We start from the raw sequence: 16,028 nt of genomic DNA on the forward strand, positions 1-16,028 counted from the left end.
GGTCCAGCCGCACTCCAGCGAGCCGGTCCTGCTCTCCACCCTCACCGACGAGCAGCAGACCGACGTGACCGTGCACGTGATCGTGCGCAGCGGCCGGCTCGGCGCGTCGGTACAGGCGCTGGACGCCAAGACCGGCGGCGACTGGCTGGCCGCGTCCGCGGACCCGGCCGGCAGCCTGGTGCTGCCCGGCATCCCCAAGGACGCCACCTCCGTACGGCTGGTGGTCTTCACCCCGGGCGACGACGACGCCGACCTCAAGCTGCGGCTCGCCTCACCCACCGGACCGATCACGCCCGCCGGGCACGAGACGGTCCACGTCAAGTCGGGGGTGACGACCGCCGTCGACCTCGGGGACGTCACCCGGGGCGAGGCCGGCTCACTGCTCCTGACCCCGACGGACCGGTCGGTCCCCGTGGTGGCCGCGCTGCGGGTCGTCCGCGGCAAGGCGGGCAAACAGGAGTCCGCGTTCATCCCCGCCACCGCCCCGGTCGGCGCGCGCGCCACCTCCGCCGACAACAGCGCCAAGGGCTCCACCCTGTCCCTGGCCGCCCCCACCGCCACCGCCACGGTCAAGGTCACCGCCTCGGCGGGCAGCGGCGGCGGCACGGCGGCCTCGAAGACCTACACGGTCAAGGCCGGTACGGCCCAGGACGTCGAAGCACCGGTCCCGGCCGGCGCGAAGGGCACCTACGCCCTCACCGTGGAGACCCTGACCGGCGGCCCCGTCTACGCCTCCCGCACGCTCACCGCCACCGTGGAGGGCGTCCCGGGCTTCACCGTCCAGACCCTCCCGGACGACCGGGGGACGGTCCTGGTGCCGCGGACGGACGAGGACCTGTCGGTGCTCCAGTAAGGAGGGCACGCACGCCCGCCCTCCTCGCGCAGGGCACGCACGCGTGGCGGTCCCCGCCGGGGAGGGCTCAGTCCTCCCCGTAGCGGGGATCCACCGTCTCGGGGGTGAGCCCCAGCAGCTCCGCGACCTGCTCGACGACGATCTCGTGCACCAGGGCGGCCCGTTCGTCCCGGCCCTTCGTGCGGATCTCGACGGGGCGCCGGTAGACGACCACGCGCGCGGGGCTCCCCTCGCGGGCGGCGATCGCGCCGCCCAGGGGCACCGCCTCGTCGTTCCAGGCGTCACCCGGGCCGCCGGCCGGCTGCGGCACCTCCAGGACGAGGAAATCGATGTCCGCCAGCTGCGGCCAGCGCCGCTCCAGGCGCTCCACGGAGTCCTGCACCAGATCCGCGAACGCCTCGGCCCGGCTCGCGGCCAGCGGAACCTGGGGCGGTGCGATCGGTCCGCGCATGCCCCGGCCATGGCGGTCGCGGCGGCGGGGCCCGGGGCCTGCGGCGGGGGGCGGTACGGGGTTGTCCATCACCGCTGAAGCCTAGTCCCCGCCGCCGCCGGGCGCCCGGCCCGACGCGAGGCCCGGCCGCTCCCCGAGGCGGCGCCCGGGGTGCCGCGCGGTGGCGCGGGATGACCGTTCCAGCCACGGTTGGGCTCGTTTCCGTAGCCCTCCCCGACCATGGAACTCAGCCCAATTGACGGTGTTCGTGCCGGGTGATGACCGGATCCGGGGCCGCCCGAGACCTCGCCGGAAGCCGTTCACGCAGGTCAACACCGCATGTTCCAGGGGGCATGTGAAGCCTTTCACAGCCCGACACGGTGGGGTGAGCAGGGGAGAGTCGTCGCGGCCCGCTCAAGAGTGCGGTACCGTCCAACGTCGTGAGCCCTGTACGTCGTTGTTCGCGAACCGCTTGCGGCCGCCCCGCCGTCGCGACGCTGACGTACGTCTACGCCGACTCGACCGCGGTCCTCGGCCCGCTCGCCACCTACGCCGAACCCCACTGCTACGACCTCTGTGCCGAGCACTCGGAGCGCCTCACCGCGCCCCGCGGCTGGGAGGTCGTCCGGCTCCTCGACGCCTCCGCCCCCGCCCGCCCCAGCGGCGACGACCTGGAGGCCCTCGCCAACGCCGTACGCGAGGCGGCGCGCCCGCAGGGCCGCCCGGCCGAGAGCGGCCGCGGCCCGCGCACCGCGGACCCGATGGAGGTCGCGCGGCGCGGACACCTCAGGGTCCTGCGGTCGCCCGACAACTGAAGCTGGCCGCGTCCTTCTGATCTTTCCCGCGGTGTCCCGGACGGGCCGCCGGCTGCCGTTGCGGACCGACCTCACGTGAACTCCCCTCACCGCGTCGGCAGTTGGGGTGGCAGCGACCCCAACTCAGGCATCGGTCCGCGTACGGCGGTGGCGCCGCTCCCCGCCGGGTCCGTGGCGGCGGGTAGTTTGTGGCGCGACCGAGAGAACTTTCTGGAGGGTTGGCCGTGACCGCTGATCTGTCGCAGCTCGTGAAGGCGTACGACGTACGTGGAGTGGTTCCGGACCAGTGGGACGAGTCGCTGGCCGAACTGTTCGGGGCCGCCTTCGTGCGGGTGACCGGCGCGAGCGCGATCGTCATCGGGCACGACATGCGGCCCTCGTCCCCCGGCCTGTCCCGGGCGTTCGCGCGCGGCGCGGCGGCCCGTGGCGTCGACGTGACCGAGATCGGGCTCTGCTCCACGGACCAGCTCTACTACGCGTCCGGCGCGTTCGGCCTCCCGGGCGCCATGTTCACCGCCTCGCACAACCCGGCCCAGTACAACGGCATCAAGATGTGCCGGGCGGGCGCCGCCCCCGTGGGCCAGGACACCGGCCTCGCCGACATCCGCCGACTCGTCGAGTCCTGGCTGGACTCGGGCGCCCCGGTAGCGGCCGGCCCGACAGGAACGATCACCCGACGGGACACGTTGGAGGAGTACGCGGCGCACCTCCGCTCACTCGTCGACCTGACGTCGATCCGCCCCCTGAAGGTCGTCGTGGACGCGGGCAACGGCATGGGCGGGCACACGGTCCCGACCGTCTTCGCCGGCCTGCCCCTCACCGTGGTCCCCCTGTACTTCGAGCTGGACGGCACCTTCCCCCACCACGAGGCCAACCCGCTCGACCCGGCCAACATCGTCGACCTCCAGAAGCGGGTCCGGGAGGAGGACGCCGACCTCGGTATCGCCTTCGACGGCGACGCCGACCGCTGTTTCGTCGTGGACGAGCACGGCGACCCGGTCTCCCCGTCGGCGGTCACCGCCCTGGTCGCCTCGCGCGAACTCGCCAGGAACGGCGGCAAGGGCGTGATCATCCACAACCTGATCACCTCCTGGTCGGTCCCCGAGGTCGTCCGGGAGAACGGCGGCACCCCCGTCCGCACCCGGGTGGGCCACTCCTTCATCAAGGCCGAGATGGCGAAGTCCGGCGCGATCTTCGGCGGCGAACACTCCGCGCACTACTACTTCAAGGACTTCTGGAACGCCGACACGGGCATGCTCGCCGCCCTGCACGTCCTCGCCGCCCTGGGCGGCCAGGACGGCCCCCTCTCCGCCCTCGTGGCGCAGTACGACCGCTACACGGGCTCCGGCGAGATCAACTCCACGGTCGACGACCAGAACGCCCGCCTCGCCGCGGTCCGTTCCGCCTACGAGGGCCGCGAGGACACCACCCTGGACGACCTGGACGGCCTGACGGTCTCCGCCGCGGACTGGTGGTTCAACGTCCGCCCCTCCAACACCGAGCCCCTCCTGCGCCTCAACGCGGAGGCCCGCGACGAGGCGACGATGGCGAAGGTACGGGACGAGGTACTGGCGATCATCCGGGGCTGAGAACACGGTCCCGGGACTCGGTGCCCGGTTCGGCCCCGGCGGCTCTCCCCGCGCCCGACGGCCGCCTACGACGCGTCGGATGACGGGCCGGAGCCGGAGCACCGACCGGGAGCGCTGCGGGGGGAGCGCCGTCCCAATGCGCCAACCTGAAGCGCCGATTCGGAGCGCCGTCCCGGAGCGCTGCGGGGGAGCGCCGTCCCAAAGCGTCAACCCAAAGCGTCAACCTGGAGCGCCGACCCGGAGCGCCGACCCGGAGCGCCGACCCGGAGCGCCGATCCGGAGCACAGCCCAGGAGCGGCGACCCGGGAGCACTGCTCCGGAGCACAACCCCGGGGTCGTCGACCAGGGCAACGGCTCCGGGCCCCGGCGTAGAACCACGGTGCCGTACGAGCCGAAAAAGGGCCCCCGGGACCCCGTCCCCGGACCGCTCGCCCCGACCCCCCGCACCGCCCCTCGACCGGCGGTACCCTGACCAGGCACATCCGCCACGGCGTCGCCGACCCCCCCGCCCCGAAGGGACACCCCATGCCGCTCGAAGCCGGCCTCCTGGAGATCCTCGCCTGCCCCGCGTGCCACGCCCCCCTCAAGGAGCAGGACACCGAGCTGATCTGCACCGGCGCGGACTGCGGCCTGGCCTACCCCGTCCGGGACGGCATCCCTGTCCTCCTCGTCGACGAGGCCCGTCGCCCCGCGTAACCGACGACCAGGCGATCGGAGGCTGCCGACCATGCTCGACGAATCGCTGCTCGACACCCCGGAGAGGCTCGCGGAGGCCGACCGCCGCGCCCTGCTCCGAGGGGCCGCCGAGGCAGGCGCCCGCGTGCGCACCGCCGCCCGGCACGCCGCCGAGGCAGGCGTCCAGAACCTCAAACCCGACGGCCGCCCCCGCGCCGTACTGATCGCGGGCCCCGGCACCGCTGCCACCAGCGTCGCCGACCTGCTCGGCACACTCGCCGGCCCCGGCAGCCCCGTCACGCGCCTGGCCCCCACCGGCGTCGCCCCCGCCGCGGGCGCCCTGCGCTGGGAGCTCCCCGGCTGGGCAGGCCCGGTGGACCTGCTCCTCATCGCCACCCCCGACGGCTCCGAGCCCGGCCTGTCGCTCCTCGCCGAACAGGCCTACCGTCGCGGCTGTTCCGTCGCCGCCGTGGCCCCCGCGCGCAGCCCCCTCACCGAGGCGGTCGACGTCGCCCACGGCCTCTTCGTACCGATGGCGACCGCGCCGTACGAACAGGACGACCAGGAGCCTCCCGCCGCGGCCTCCGCCCCAGGTGTCCTGTGGGCGCTGCTCACCCCGCTGCTCGCGCTGCTGGACCGCACCGGCCTGCTCAGCGCACCGCCGGACGCCCTGGAGAGGGTCGCCGACCGGCTCGACCACATCGCCGAACGCTGCGGGCCGGCCGTCGCGACGTACAGCAACCCGGCGAAGACCCTCGCCGCCGAACTCGCCGACGCGCTCCCGGTGATCTGGACGGAGGGCACGTCGGCCGGCCCCGCGGGACGCCGGTTCGCCGCCGCGCTGGCCGAGTTGGCCGGCCGGCCCGCGCTCGTCGCCGAACTGCCCGAGGCGCTCGCCGAACACAGCGCCCTGCTGGCCGGCCCGCTCGCCGCCGGCGCCGACCCCGACGACTTCTTCCGTGACCGCGTCGACGAGGCGCCCGCGCTGCACGCACGCGTGGTGCTGCTCCGCGACCGCCCGATCGGTGGCCTCACCGCCGCTCCCGCCGCCCGTGACCTGGCCCTCGGCCACGACACGCCGATCAGCGAGCTGGAGCCGGAGGAGGGCGGCGAGTTGGAGACCCTGGCGGAGCTGATCGCCATGACGGATTTCGCCGCCGTTTACCTGGCGCTCGCCTCGGGCGCCTGATCTGGACGTCGACGCCCCGTCCGCCGTACGCGGAGAGGGCCGTGGAGACAATCCCCGTCGTACGCAGAGAGAACCGGTAGAGAAACCGCATGGACCGCCTCGACAACACCGTCCGCCCCTACGCCTGGGGCTCCACCACCGCCATCCCCGGGCTGCTCGGCGTCGCGCCGAGCGGTGAACCGCAGGCAGAGATGTGGATGGGCGCCCACCCCGGCGCCCCCTCACGCACCGCGCGCGGCACCCTCGCCGATCTCGTCGAGGCCGCCCCGGAGCGGGAGTTGGGCGACAGGACGGTCGCGAAGTTCGGCCCCCGGCTGCCGTTCCTGTTCAAGATCCTCGCCGCCGGCGCCCCCCTCTCCCTCCAGGTGCACCCCAACCTGGCGCAGGCGAAGGAGGGTTACGCCGACGAGGAGCGCCGGGGCATCCCGGTGGACGCACCGCACCGCACCTACAAGGACGCCAACCACAAGCCCGAACTGATCTGCGCGCTCACGGAGTTCGACGGCCTGTGCGGCTTCCGTGACCCGCAGGAGACCGCCGACCTGCTCGACGGCCTCGACGTCGACGCCCTGAAGCCGTACGTCGACCTGCTGCGCACCCGCCCCCCGGGGGCGGCGCTGCGCGAGGTCCTCACCGCGGTCCTCGAAGCCGACCGCGGCGAGATGGCCCGCACCGTAGCCGCCGCCGCGACCGCCTGCGCCCGCCTCGGCGGCGACTACGCGCCCTACGCGGACATCGCCCACCACTACCCCGGCGACCCGGGGGTGATCGCCGCGATGCTCCTCAACCACGTCCGCTTGCAGCCCGGCGAGGCCCTGTTCCTCGGCGCCGGCATCCCGCACGCCTACCTCGACGGCCTCGGCGTGGAGATCATGGCCAACTCCGACAACGTCCTGCGCTGCGGCCTCACGCCCAAGCACGTCGACGTCCCCGAACTCCTGCGCGTCGTCCGCTTCGAGCCGAACGATCCCGGAGTGCTGCGCCCCGAGGCGTCCGCCGACGGCGAGGAGGTCTACGAGACCCCCATCGACGAGTTCCGGCTCTCCCGGTACGTCCTCCCCGAGGGTGCCGCCGCCCGCGACGTCGCCCTGGAGACCCCGCAGATCCTGCTCTGCACGGCCGGTTCCGTCCGGGCGGGGGAGTACGAACTGGCCCCCGGCGAGTCGGTCTTCCTGCCGGCAGGCGAGAAGGCCGAGGTGTCGGGGCCGGGCACCCTCTTCCGGGCCACTGTGATCGTATGACCGGGCCTGTGGAAACCTGACGAGCCGTCGCCGGGGCGAGCTGCGAGAATGACTCATCGGCAAAGCCCGGGCAAAAACCACCGGACCGCCGACCGCCCGGTCCGAACGGAGCCGACGGCAGACGGAAACCGAGAACCGGAAACCAAGAACGGCAACCGGGGACCCGGAACCGGAAACCGGAAGAAGCCGACGTGCAACGGGCGACCACCACGGGGCAGACGACACACGACAGATGACAGACGACGGTACGAAGGCGAAGGGACCCGCGAACACATGAGCGCGTCAGGCGGCACCAGGGCGATCGTGGCGGCACTCGGCGCCAACCTAGCCATCGCGGCATCGAAGTTCGTGGCGTTCGCCTTCAGCGGCTCGTCCTCGATGCTCGCCGAGGGCGTCCACTCGCTCGCCGACTCCGGCAACCAGGCCCTGCTCCTGATCGGCGGCAAGAAGGCCCAGCGCGAGGCCACCCCCCAGCACCCCTTCGGCTACGGCCGCGAGCGGTACATCTACGCCTTCCTCGTCTCGATCGTCCTCTTCTCGGTCGGCGGCATGTTCGCCGTCTACGAGGGCTACGAGAAGATCAAGCACCCGCACGAGCTGGAGCACTGGTACTGGCCGGTGTGCGTCCTGCTGTTCGCGATCGTCGCCGAGGGCTTCTCGTTCCGCACGGCCATCAAGGAGTCGAACGAACTGCGCGGCAGCCACTCCTGGTCGCAGTTCATCCGCCGCGCCAAGGCACCCGAGCTGCCGGTCGTCCTCCTGGAGGACTTCGGCGCGCTCATCGGCCTGGTCCTCGCCCTCGGCGGCGTCGGCCTCACCCTGCTCACCGGTGACGGCGTCTGGGACGGCGTCGGCACGCTCTGCATCGGCATCCTGCTGATCACGATCGCGCTCGTCCTCGCCGCCGAGACCAAGTCGCTCCTGCTCGGCGAGGCCGCGGGCAGCGAGGAGGTAAGGAAGATCGAGGCCTCGATCGTGGACGGCGAGACCGTCACCGGCATCATCCACATGCGTACGCTCCACCTCGGCCCGGAGGAGCTCCTCGTCGCCGCCAAGATCGCCGTCCAGCACGACGACTCGGCCACCGAGGTCGCCAACGCCATCAACGCCGCCGAGGCCCGCATCCGCGCCGCCGTCCCGATCGCCCGCGTCATCTATCTCGAACCCGACATCTACAGCGAGACCGAGGCCGCCAAGGGCCCGGACAGCGAGGCGACCGCGGGCGGCCCGACCCCCCAACCCACTGACCACTGAAGGCAGTTGAGGCCGCCCCCGCGGGCTGGCGGCGGCCTCGGACCGGCCCGCTTGCCGGGACCGGTCCGCTTGCCGGGACCGGTTCAACCGACCGGGCCGGTTGAACCGCAACCGGACCAGGTGCCACCGCAGGTCTGTCCGTGAACCCCAACCCCGCACACCGGTTGCGATGCCCGACCGGCCCGTTTGACCGCCCGACCGCCCGCCCGACGAAGTCGACCCGTGAACGGCGTCCGACGCGTCCAACCACCGCAACGAGGCAGGCTTCCCGCCCCCTCCACGGCAGCGGGTCGGAAGACCGCCCCACGCGCGCCGACCGCTGCACGCGCGTCCACCCCGCCCGCCGACCGCCCCACCCGTCCGGGCCCCCTAGCCGACCTCCCCCAACACCCTCAGCACCGCCTCCTCGTCCCCGGCCGCCAACAGTCGTTGCCGGAACCCGGTGTCCATCAACTTCCGTGACAGCAGCGCCAGAATCCGCAGATGCTCGTCCCCGGCAGCCGCCTCCGGTACGGCGATCATGAAGACCAGCCGCGCCTTCGTACCGTCCATCGCGTTCCACTCGACGCCGTCCGCCGACCGCGCGAACCCGACGACCGGCGCGCTCACCGCATCCGTCTTGGCATGTGGGATCGCGATCTGCGCACCAAGCCCCGTGGTGCCCCGCGCCTCCCGCCGCAACGCGGTCGCCACCAACTCGTCCACGTCGGTGACCTTCCCGGTGGCCGCCAACAGCTCCGCCATCTCACGAATCGCCGACTCCTTGTCGCGGGAGCCGAGTTGGCACTTCACGGTCCGACCGGTGAGGTAGCCGGACAGCACCTCGGGAGGAGCACCGGCCACGGTCATCGTCGCGCCCGCCTCCGCAGACCCGCCCCCGGCAACCCGTCCCGCCACGACGGCCTCCTCGTCCACAGCGCCGACGTCGGCGCCACCCCCCGCCCCCACCACGACCGCGCTCCCGGACCCGGCACCGAACCCCGACGTGGTGTCGCTCCCGGGCCCGGCCCCGAACCCCGACTCGGCGTCGCACCCGGACCCCGCAGCGGACCCCCACCCCGCATCGACCCCGCCGGTCCGACGACCACCGTCGTCCTGCTCCTCGTGCTGTCTCCGTACGCTCAGACCGATCAGGGCGACCGTTGTCAGCGCGGTCACCGCCGCACCGATCGCAACGGCCACGAAGAACATCGGTACGCCGCCTACCGCGCCCAGCACCGCCACGATCGGCCCGCCGTGCGGTACCGCGTCCTTCACCCCGGCGAGCCCGGCCACCGCCCCGGCCACCGCGCCGCCCGCCATGTTGGCCGGAATCACCTGCGCGGGCCGCGCCGCCGCGAACGGGATCGCGCCCTCCGAGATGCCGAAGCAGCCCATGAACAACGAGGCCGGCCCGGCCTCCCGCTCCTGCTCGGTGTAGAACCCCCGCCGCAGCAGGGTGGCCACGCCCTGACCGATCGGCATGACCGGGATCGCGGCAGCGCACATGCCCATGACGGTCTGGTTGCCGGTCGCGATGAGCCCCGCGCCGAAGAGGAACGCCGTCTTGTTGACCGGCCCGCCCATGTCGAACGCGATCATCAGCCCCAGGATCGCGCCGAGCAGAACCGCGCTGGTGCCGGTCATCCCGCTGAGCCAGCTGGTCAGATGCTCGAAGGCCCAGGAGATCGGCTTCCCGACGACGTAGATGAAGAACAGGCCGAGGGCCGTCGTCGCCACCACCGGGATCACGATGACGGGCATGACCGGGCGCACGAACTTCGGCACCCTGATCTTCCTGATCCACGACACCAGGTACCCGGCGAGAAATCCGGTCACGATCGCCCCGAGGAACCCGGCGCCCGCCTTCGAGCCGTACAGCGAACCGGTGTTGGCGATCCACCCGCCGATCATGCCCGGCACGAGCGCGGGCCGGTCGCCGATCGCGTAGGCGATGTAGCCGGACAGGACCGGCACCATCAGCGTGAAACCGATCACGCCGATGGTGTTCACGTTCATCCAGAAGGAGTCCTTCGGGATGACCAGACCACCGGACGGGTCCGCGTGCCCGCCGAGCGACAGGGAGACCGCGATCAGCAGGCCGCCGACGACGACGAACGGGATCATGTAACTGACCCCGTTCATCAGCGCTCTGTACGCGACACCGCGCTGCTTTCCGTGGAGCGGCGCCGCCGGCAGGACCGGGCCGGCAGCCGCATCCGGAGCGTGCACGGGTGCCGTCCGCACCCGTTCGATCAGCCGCTCGGGATGCCGGATCGCCTCGGCGACCCCGACCGTGAGCACGCGCCTGCCCACGAAACGGCTCAGGTCCACGTCCTTGTCCGCGGCGACGATTACGCCGTCCGTGTGACTGACATCGTTGTCGTCAAGGAGATTTTCGGCGCCGATGGAACCCTGCGTCTCCACCTTCATGTCGACGCCGATACGCGCGGCGGCCTGCGCGAGCTTCTCCGCCGCCATGTACGTGTGGGCGATACCGGTCGGGCACGCGGTCACCGCGAGCAGCTTCAACCGCCGCCGCTCACCCTCACCGCCACCCGTGGGAGGCCGGCCGGCCTGTTCGGTCACGTCGCTCTCCTCACACCTACGTCACTCGGAAACGCCACCCCGGCCGCCCCTCGACGACGCGGGACCGACGGACCAGCCCTTCCTGATCTCCCTCGCATCCTGCGACTCCCACGACTCTTCCGCAGATTCGGGAAGCGTCGTTCGTCCTGGTCCGCGATCTCACAGCGCACCCCCGAGCAGCGCCCCTGCCCTCCGCGCACGCGCGGCCTCCTTCGACTCACCCGCACTTCCCCCGGCCCCTCCCGGACCGGCTCGCTCCCGTCCGCCATCCCTGTTCGGCGTGATGTCGGCGTGATGTCGGCGTGATGTGTTCGAAGGTGGACTGGGGCGCCGGGGTTCACCGGTGTAGCTTGGAACGGAGCCAGACGTCGCTGCTGATGGCGGTCGGGCGGTCCCAAGCGGACCGGCCGAGGGAGAGAGGGCCTCCGACGGACTGCGCTGCGCGCACGCGGGCATGCCTGTGTCCTCCTTCGGGGCATCTGTGTCCACCGCCGCGCAGACCAGCCGTACCCACCTCGCCCCAACCCCCGAGGAGCACCTCTTCATGACGACTGTCGACACCCGACAGGACTTCAAGGTCGCCGATCTCTCCCTGGCCGAGTTCGGCCGCAAGGAGATCACCCTCGCCGAGCACGAGATGCCCGGCCTGATGTCGATCCGCAAGGAGTACGCCGCGACGCAGCCGCTGGCCGGCGCCCGTGTCACCGGCTCCCTGCACATGACCGTGCAGACCGCCGTGCTGATCGAGACCCTGGTCGCCCTCGGCGCCGAGGTCCGCTGGGCCTCCTGCAACATCTTCTCCACCCAGGACCACGCGGCCGCCGCCATCGCCGTCGGCCCGAACGGCACGCCCGAGAAGCCGCAGGGCGTCCCGGTCTTCGCCTGGAAGGGCGAGACCCTGGAGGAGTACTGGTGGTGCACGGAGCAGGCGCTGACCTGGCCGAACACCCCCACCGGCGGCCCGAACATGATCCTGGACGACGGCGGCGACGCCACCCTCCTGGTCCACAACGGCGTCAAGTACGAGAAGGACGGCAAGGTCCCCTCGGTCGACACCGCCGAGAACGACGAGCACCGCGTCATCCTCGAACTCCTCAACCGCACCATCACCGACGGCTCGCAGAAGTGGACCCAGCTCGCTTCCGAGATCCGCGGCGTGACCGAGGAGACCACGACCGGCGTCCACCGCCTGTACGAGATGCAGCGCGACGGCACCCTCCTGTTCCCGGCGATCAACGTGAACGACGCCGTCACCAAGTCGAAGTTCGACAACAAGTACGGCTGCCGCCACTCCCTGATCGACGGCATCAACCGCGCCACCGACGTCCTCATCGGCGGCAAGACCGCCGTCGTCTGCGGCTACGGCGACGTGGGCAAGGGCTGCGCGGAGTCCCTGCGCGGACAGGGCGCCCGCGTGATCATCACCGAGATCGACCCGATCTGCGCCCTCCAGGCGGCGATGGACGGCTACCAGGTCACGACCCTGGACGACGTCGTCGAGAAGGCCGACATCTTCGTCACCACGACGGGCAACAAGGACATCATCATGGCCGCCGACATGGCCAAGATGAAGCACCAGGCGATCGTCGGCAACATCGGCCACTTCGACAACGAGATCGACATGGCCGGCCTCGCCCAGATCCCCGGCATCGTCAAGGACGAGGTCAAGCCGCAGGTCCACACCTGGACCTTCCCCGACGGCAAGGTGCTCATCGTCCTCTCCGAGGGCCGCCTGCTGAACCTGGGCAACGCCACCGGCCACCCGTCGTTCGTGATGTCCAACTCGTTCGCGGACCAGACCCTGGCCCAGATCGAGCTGTACACCAAGCCGGAGGAGTACCCGACCGACGTCTACGTGCTGCCCAAGCACCTCGACGAGAAGGTCGCCCGCCTCCACCTGGACGCGCTCGGCGTGAAGCTGACCACGCTCAGCTCCGAGCAGGCCGCCTACATCGGCGTAGAGGTCGAGGGCCCGTACAAGTCGGACCACTACCGCTACTGAGTCCGCACCGCAGCTGTTCCCCGTGCTGAGGTGCGCGTCCGTGCACTGACGCGCGCCTCAGCGACAGGTCCACCGAGGCAGGCCCCCGCACCCCCGTGTCGGGGGCCTGCCCCTTTGGCCGGACCAGCCCGTCAAGATCCAGGACCCCCATGCCCCGCGGCCGTTATTCGCTCCACGATCCGCACGATCACACCCCTTTCGCAGACGAGCACTTCCACTGCGCGCCCGGCCCTTCCGGCTGGCGCTACGTCTCCCAGCTGACCACCCCCGCGGGCGACCACGGCGGCTCCGTCGACCTCACGCTCGACGACCTCGGCCGCCCCCTCCGACTCGAACTCCACACGGCGAGCTGGCAGGTGCGCGGCGCCGCCCTGGACGGCGTCACCTGGGTCCGCACCGACCCCACCGGCACTCACGCCGACGAAGGCAACGTCCGCGCACACGCCTTCACCGGCACCTCCCCCGCGTTCCTCATCGCCACCACCCGTCTCCTGCGCCTCACCCCCTCCTCCGCGGCCACCCGCGTACGGCTCGTCACCTTCACGGAACCGGTCCTCGCGCCACGCACCGTCGACCAGTCCTGGGCCCTGCGGAAAAGAGAAGCACACGGCACTGACAACGGCCCCCTGACCGTGGACGAATACCAGGTCACAGCCCTGGACACGGGCGAACAGCACGCCGTGCACATCGCCGGCGACGTGGTGCTCGCGGCCCCCGGCATCGAGCTCGAGGAGCTGGAGTCGCCGCCATCCGCGTTCGGCTGAGCGCAGCCCCACCGCGTCGCCCCCCGCCGATCAGCGGCTCGTAGCCGTATCACCGGAACGCGGGCCGGAGAGGCGCAACCGGAAGGTTCCGCGCTGAGCTACGCCGGCGGTGCGAACCCAGTCGCCGGACGCTCAGTGGGCGGAACCTCCGGCGCTGCCGAGGGCTGAGGCGTCGGCTCCTCAGCCGAAGCCGCCTCTCGCGAAGGCGCGTAAGCGGACGGGACAGCGGAGAGCGAGTCAGAGAGGGGAGTGGGAGGCCCGGCGTTCGGCGCGGGGGCGGCATACGCGCCGGAAGGACCGGGAGGCGCGGCCGACGGAGACAGCGGCGGCTGCCCGGCACCGGGACCGTACCCGCCGGGGTGTCCGAGGCCGCTCCCGAACGCCCGACGGGCATCCCGTGCCTGCCGCTCCTGCACCACCGCCGCCAGATAAGCGGCCGGCGGGACGTTCCGGGGTGCCGGCGCCCCCGTACTGGCCGCGAGATCCGTGGCGAGCCGGGCCGCGATCGTCCAGCCGACCTGCGGATCCAGCTGCCGCATCCGCGTCAGATACTGCCGAATGGCCAGCCACAGCCCGTCGGGAACCGCCGACAGGTCGAGCTCGGCGAACCGACCCGCCAGCCAGGGCGGCGGGGGAGGCACGAACGCCGTCGGTCCGACGGGAATCCGCTCCCGTACGACCAGTGTGCCCGCGAACACGTCCCCGAGCCGTCGGCCTCGCGCGGAGACGAGGGAGGCGACACAGGCGATGACTCCGAACGTCATCAGGATCTCGATCACGCCGATGGCACCCCGCACCAGCGCGTGCCGGAACCGGATCGGACCTCCGTCGTCCCGTACGACCCGCAGCCCGAACGCCAGCTTCCCGAGCGAACGCCCCTGGCTGAGCGTCTCCACCGCGATCGGGCCGCCCACCGGGATAAGGACGAACGCCGCGATGGAGACCGCGATGCGCGCGGCGTCGTCCAGGGAAGCCGTAGCGGCGATCAGGGCCATGGTCACCGCGATGTAGACGAGCACGGTCACGACCAGATCGAGCGACACCGCCAGCGCCCTGCTGGGCAGCCTCGCGGGGCTCAGCTCCAACGCCACCGCCTCACCCGTCACCAGCTCACTCACGCCCGCCGCCCTTCCCCTGCCCCGCTCCGAGAACCGCCAGTCTGCCAAGCTGAGCGCACTTCGTGCCGCAGTACGACAAGCTGACATCCAACGAGTAGTCGACGCACAGCCGAGGGGCGGGCAAACAGATGGACCTCGACGTCTTCGTCTCGGCCCACCGAGCCGAGTGGGACCGTCTCGACGCCCTGCTCCAACGCCGACGCCACCTCACCGGAGCCGAAGCCGACGAACTCGTCGTCCTGTACCAGCGCACCGCGACGCACCTCTCGCTGATCCAGTCCAGTGCCCCGGATCCGCAACTCACCGGTCGGCTCAGCCAACTCGTGGCACGCGCGCGTAGTGCCGTGACAGGGACTCGCCGTGCCTCATGGCGTGATGTGACGCGCTTCCTGGGACACGGTTTTCCGGCCGCGGTCTACCGAGCACGCCACTGGTGGGTCCCCACGGCACTCCTGTCCACGGTCGTCGCGGTCCTCCTGGGCTGGTGGATCGGCGCCCATCCGGAAGTGCAGTCCTCCATCGCGGCCCCGAGCGAACTGCGCCGGCTCACGCGCCCGGGCGGTGAGTACGAGACCTACTACTCCAGCCACCCCGCGGCCTCCTTCGCGGCCCAGGTCTGGACGAACAACGCCGAGGCCGCCGCGATGTGCCTGGTCCTGGGCATCTTCCTGGGCCTGCCCGTCCTCTACATCCTCTTCCAGAACATGCTGAACCTCGGCGTTGGCATCGGCCTGATGTCGTCCGCGGGCCGGCTCGACACCTTCCTCGGCCTCGTCCTCCCGCACGGTCTCCTGGAGCTCACCGCGGTCTTCGTAGCCGCCGGTACCGGACTGCGCCTCGGGTGGACCCTCATCGACCCCGGTCCGCGCTCCCGCCGCACGGCCCTCGCGGAAGAGGGACGCGCCGCCGTGGGCATGGCGATCGGCCTCGCCCTCGTCCTCTTCGTCTCCGGAGCCATCGAAGGCTTCGTCACCCCGTCGGGCCTGCCCACCTGGGCCCGCATCGGCATCGGCATCCTCGCCGAACTGACCTTCCTGACCTACGTCTACGTCCTGGGCGGTCGCGCGGTCCGGGCCGGAGAGACGGGCGACCTCGACGCTCCCGAACGCAGCTCCACGGTCCCGACAGCCGCCTGATGTGCGAGCAGCCCCGGTCGGCTGCTAGTCTCCTCTTCGCCCCACAGACCCCGTTGACACGGAGCGCGTGGGGAGGTAGATTCGAACAGTTGCCTAGAACTGGATCTGATCCGGTCGGCGACGGTGCGTATGTCTACGCGCTTCTTGAAACGTTGATTTCATAGAAGCCCTTCCGATGAAGTGGAAATGAACGGCCGGTCTGACCGGCTCGAAACTTCTGATAAAGTCGGAACCGCCGGAAAGGGAAACGCGGAAGCGGAAACCTGGAAAGCGCCGAGGAAATCGGATCGGGAAACGGCCTGATAGAGTCGGAAACGTAAGACCGAAGGGAAAAGCCCGGAGGAAAGCCCGAGAGGGTGAGTACAAAGGAAGCGTCCGTTCCTTGAGAACTCAA

Annotated in this window: 13 protein-coding genes; 10 read left to right on the forward strand and 3 right to left on the reverse strand. The window is 71.5% G+C overall.

Going from position 1 to position 16,028, the window contains the following annotated elements; genetic code table 11:
* The coding region (locus ABZT12_RS38365) for a DUF5719 family protein (protein WP_356394220.1) at positions 1-853 on the forward strand (853 nt) is incomplete at its 5' end.
* A gap of 67 nt (positions 854-920) precedes the next feature.
* Here the strand turns inward: ABZT12_RS38365 and ABZT12_RS38370 are convergent.
* The gene (locus tag ABZT12_RS38370; RefSeq protein ID WP_356394253.1) at positions 921-1,373 is read right to left on the reverse strand and encodes a metallopeptidase family protein; all 453 of its coding nucleotides are present in this window, start codon (positions 1,371-1,373) and stop codon (positions 921-923) included.
* 350 nt (positions 1,374-1,723) lie between these two features.
* Here ABZT12_RS38370 and ABZT12_RS38375 point away from each other — a divergent pair, with 350 nt between their 5' ends.
* The 6 genes from ABZT12_RS38375 to ABZT12_RS38400 all read left to right on the forward strand — a co-directional run bounded on the left by ABZT12_RS38375 (position 1,724) and on the right by ABZT12_RS38400 (position 8,046).
* Positions 1,724-2,098, forward strand: coding sequence for a DUF3499 domain-containing protein (locus ABZT12_RS38375; RefSeq protein ID WP_356394223.1), 375 nt, complete (start codon positions 1,724-1,726; stop codon positions 2,096-2,098).
* Positions 2,099-2,322: 224 nt separating this feature from the next.
* The gene (locus tag ABZT12_RS38380; RefSeq protein ID WP_356394226.1) at positions 2,323-3,687 is read left to right on the forward strand and encodes a phosphomannomutase/phosphoglucomutase; all 1,365 of its coding nucleotides are present in this window, start codon (positions 2,323-2,325) and stop codon (positions 3,685-3,687) included.
* A 525-nt stretch (positions 3,688-4,212) separates the two neighbouring features.
* Positions 4,213-4,383: a Trm112 family protein gene (locus ABZT12_RS38385; protein ID WP_242765862.1), complete on the forward strand. Its 171-nt coding sequence runs from the start codon at positions 4,213-4,215 to the stop codon at positions 4,381-4,383.
* Between the two features lie 31 nt (positions 4,384-4,414).
* The gene (locus ABZT12_RS38390) at positions 4,415-5,551 is read left to right on the forward strand and encodes an SIS domain-containing protein (RefSeq protein WP_356394230.1); all 1,137 of its coding nucleotides are present in this window, start codon (positions 4,415-4,417) and stop codon (positions 5,549-5,551) included.
* An 89-nt stretch (positions 5,552-5,640) separates the two neighbouring features.
* Positions 5,641-6,792, forward strand: coding sequence for a mannose-6-phosphate isomerase, class I (manA, locus tag ABZT12_RS38395; protein ID WP_356394233.1), 1,152 nt, complete (start codon positions 5,641-5,643; stop codon positions 6,790-6,792).
* A gap of 273 nt (positions 6,793-7,065) precedes the next feature.
* On the forward strand, positions 7,066-8,046 hold the full coding sequence (locus ABZT12_RS38400) for a cation diffusion facilitator family transporter (RefSeq protein ID WP_356394236.1): 981 nt from the start codon (positions 7,066-7,068) through the stop codon (positions 8,044-8,046).
* Between the two features lie 369 nt (positions 8,047-8,415).
* Here ABZT12_RS38400 and ABZT12_RS38405 read toward each other — a convergent pair whose 3' ends face one another.
* Positions 8,416-10,614, reverse strand: coding sequence for a fructose-specific PTS transporter subunit EIIC (locus ABZT12_RS38405; RefSeq protein WP_356394238.1), 2,199 nt, complete (start codon positions 10,612-10,614; stop codon positions 8,416-8,418).
* A 544-nt stretch (positions 10,615-11,158) separates the two neighbouring features.
* Here ABZT12_RS38405 and ahcY point away from each other — a divergent pair.
* Positions 11,159-12,616 carry an adenosylhomocysteinase gene (gene ahcY / locus ABZT12_RS38410; RefSeq protein WP_356394241.1) on the forward strand — a complete coding sequence of 486 codons (1,458 nt, stop codon included), beginning with the start codon at positions 11,159-11,161 and terminating at the stop codon, positions 12,614-12,616.
* A gap of 149 nt (positions 12,617-12,765) precedes the next feature.
* On the forward strand, positions 12,766-13,380 hold the full coding sequence (locus ABZT12_RS38415; RefSeq protein WP_356394244.1) for a hypothetical protein: 615 nt from the start codon (positions 12,766-12,768) through the stop codon (positions 13,378-13,380).
* Between the two features lie 98 nt (positions 13,381-13,478).
* Here ABZT12_RS38415 and ABZT12_RS38420 read toward each other — a convergent pair whose 3' ends face one another.
* Positions 13,479-14,498 (reverse strand): RDD family protein, encoded by a 1,020-nt coding sequence (locus tag ABZT12_RS38420; protein ID WP_356394247.1) that lies wholly within the window; start codon positions 14,496-14,498, stop codon positions 13,479-13,481.
* Between the two features lie 128 nt (positions 14,499-14,626).
* Here ABZT12_RS38420 and ABZT12_RS38425 point away from each other — a divergent pair, with 128 nt between their 5' ends.
* Positions 14,627-15,634: a stage II sporulation protein M gene (locus ABZT12_RS38425; RefSeq protein WP_356394250.1), complete on the forward strand. Its 1,008-nt coding sequence runs from the start codon at positions 14,627-14,629 to the stop codon at positions 15,632-15,634.
* Positions 15,635-16,028 lie beyond the last annotated feature (394 nt).

The sequence above is a fragment of the Streptomyces sp. NPDC005423 genome (assembly GCF_040606415.1).
GTDB lineage: Bacteria > Actinomycetota > Actinomycetes > Streptomycetales > Streptomycetaceae > Streptomyces.

Excerpts from the sequence above, each read along its gene's own strand:
- ABZT12_RS38370 (WP_356394253.1), bottom strand. The coding sequence starts at position 1,373 with ATGGACAACCCCGTACCGCCCCCCGCCGCAGGCCCCGGGCCCCGCCGC.
- ABZT12_RS38390 (WP_356394230.1), top strand. The coding sequence starts at position 4,415 with ATGCTCGACGAATCGCTGCTCGACACCCCGGAGAGGCTCGCGGAGGCC.
- ABZT12_RS38385 (WP_242765862.1), top strand. The coding sequence starts at position 4,213 with ATGCCGCTCGAAGCCGGCCTCCTGGAGATCCTCGCCTGCCCCGCGTGC.
- ahcY (WP_356394241.1), top strand. The coding sequence starts at position 11,159 with ATGACGACTGTCGACACCCGACAGGACTTCAAGGTCGCCGATCTCTCC.
- ABZT12_RS38415 (WP_356394244.1), top strand. The coding sequence starts at position 12,766 with ATGCCCCGCGGCCGTTATTCGCTCCACGATCCGCACGATCACACCCCT.
- ABZT12_RS38400 (WP_356394236.1), top strand. The coding sequence starts at position 7,066 with ATGAGCGCGTCAGGCGGCACCAGGGCGATCGTGGCGGCACTCGGCGCC.
- ABZT12_RS38425 (WP_356394250.1), top strand. The coding sequence starts at position 14,627 with ATGGACCTCGACGTCTTCGTCTCGGCCCACCGAGCCGAGTGGGACCGT.
- manA (WP_356394233.1), top strand. The coding sequence starts at position 5,641 with ATGGACCGCCTCGACAACACCGTCCGCCCCTACGCCTGGGGCTCCACC.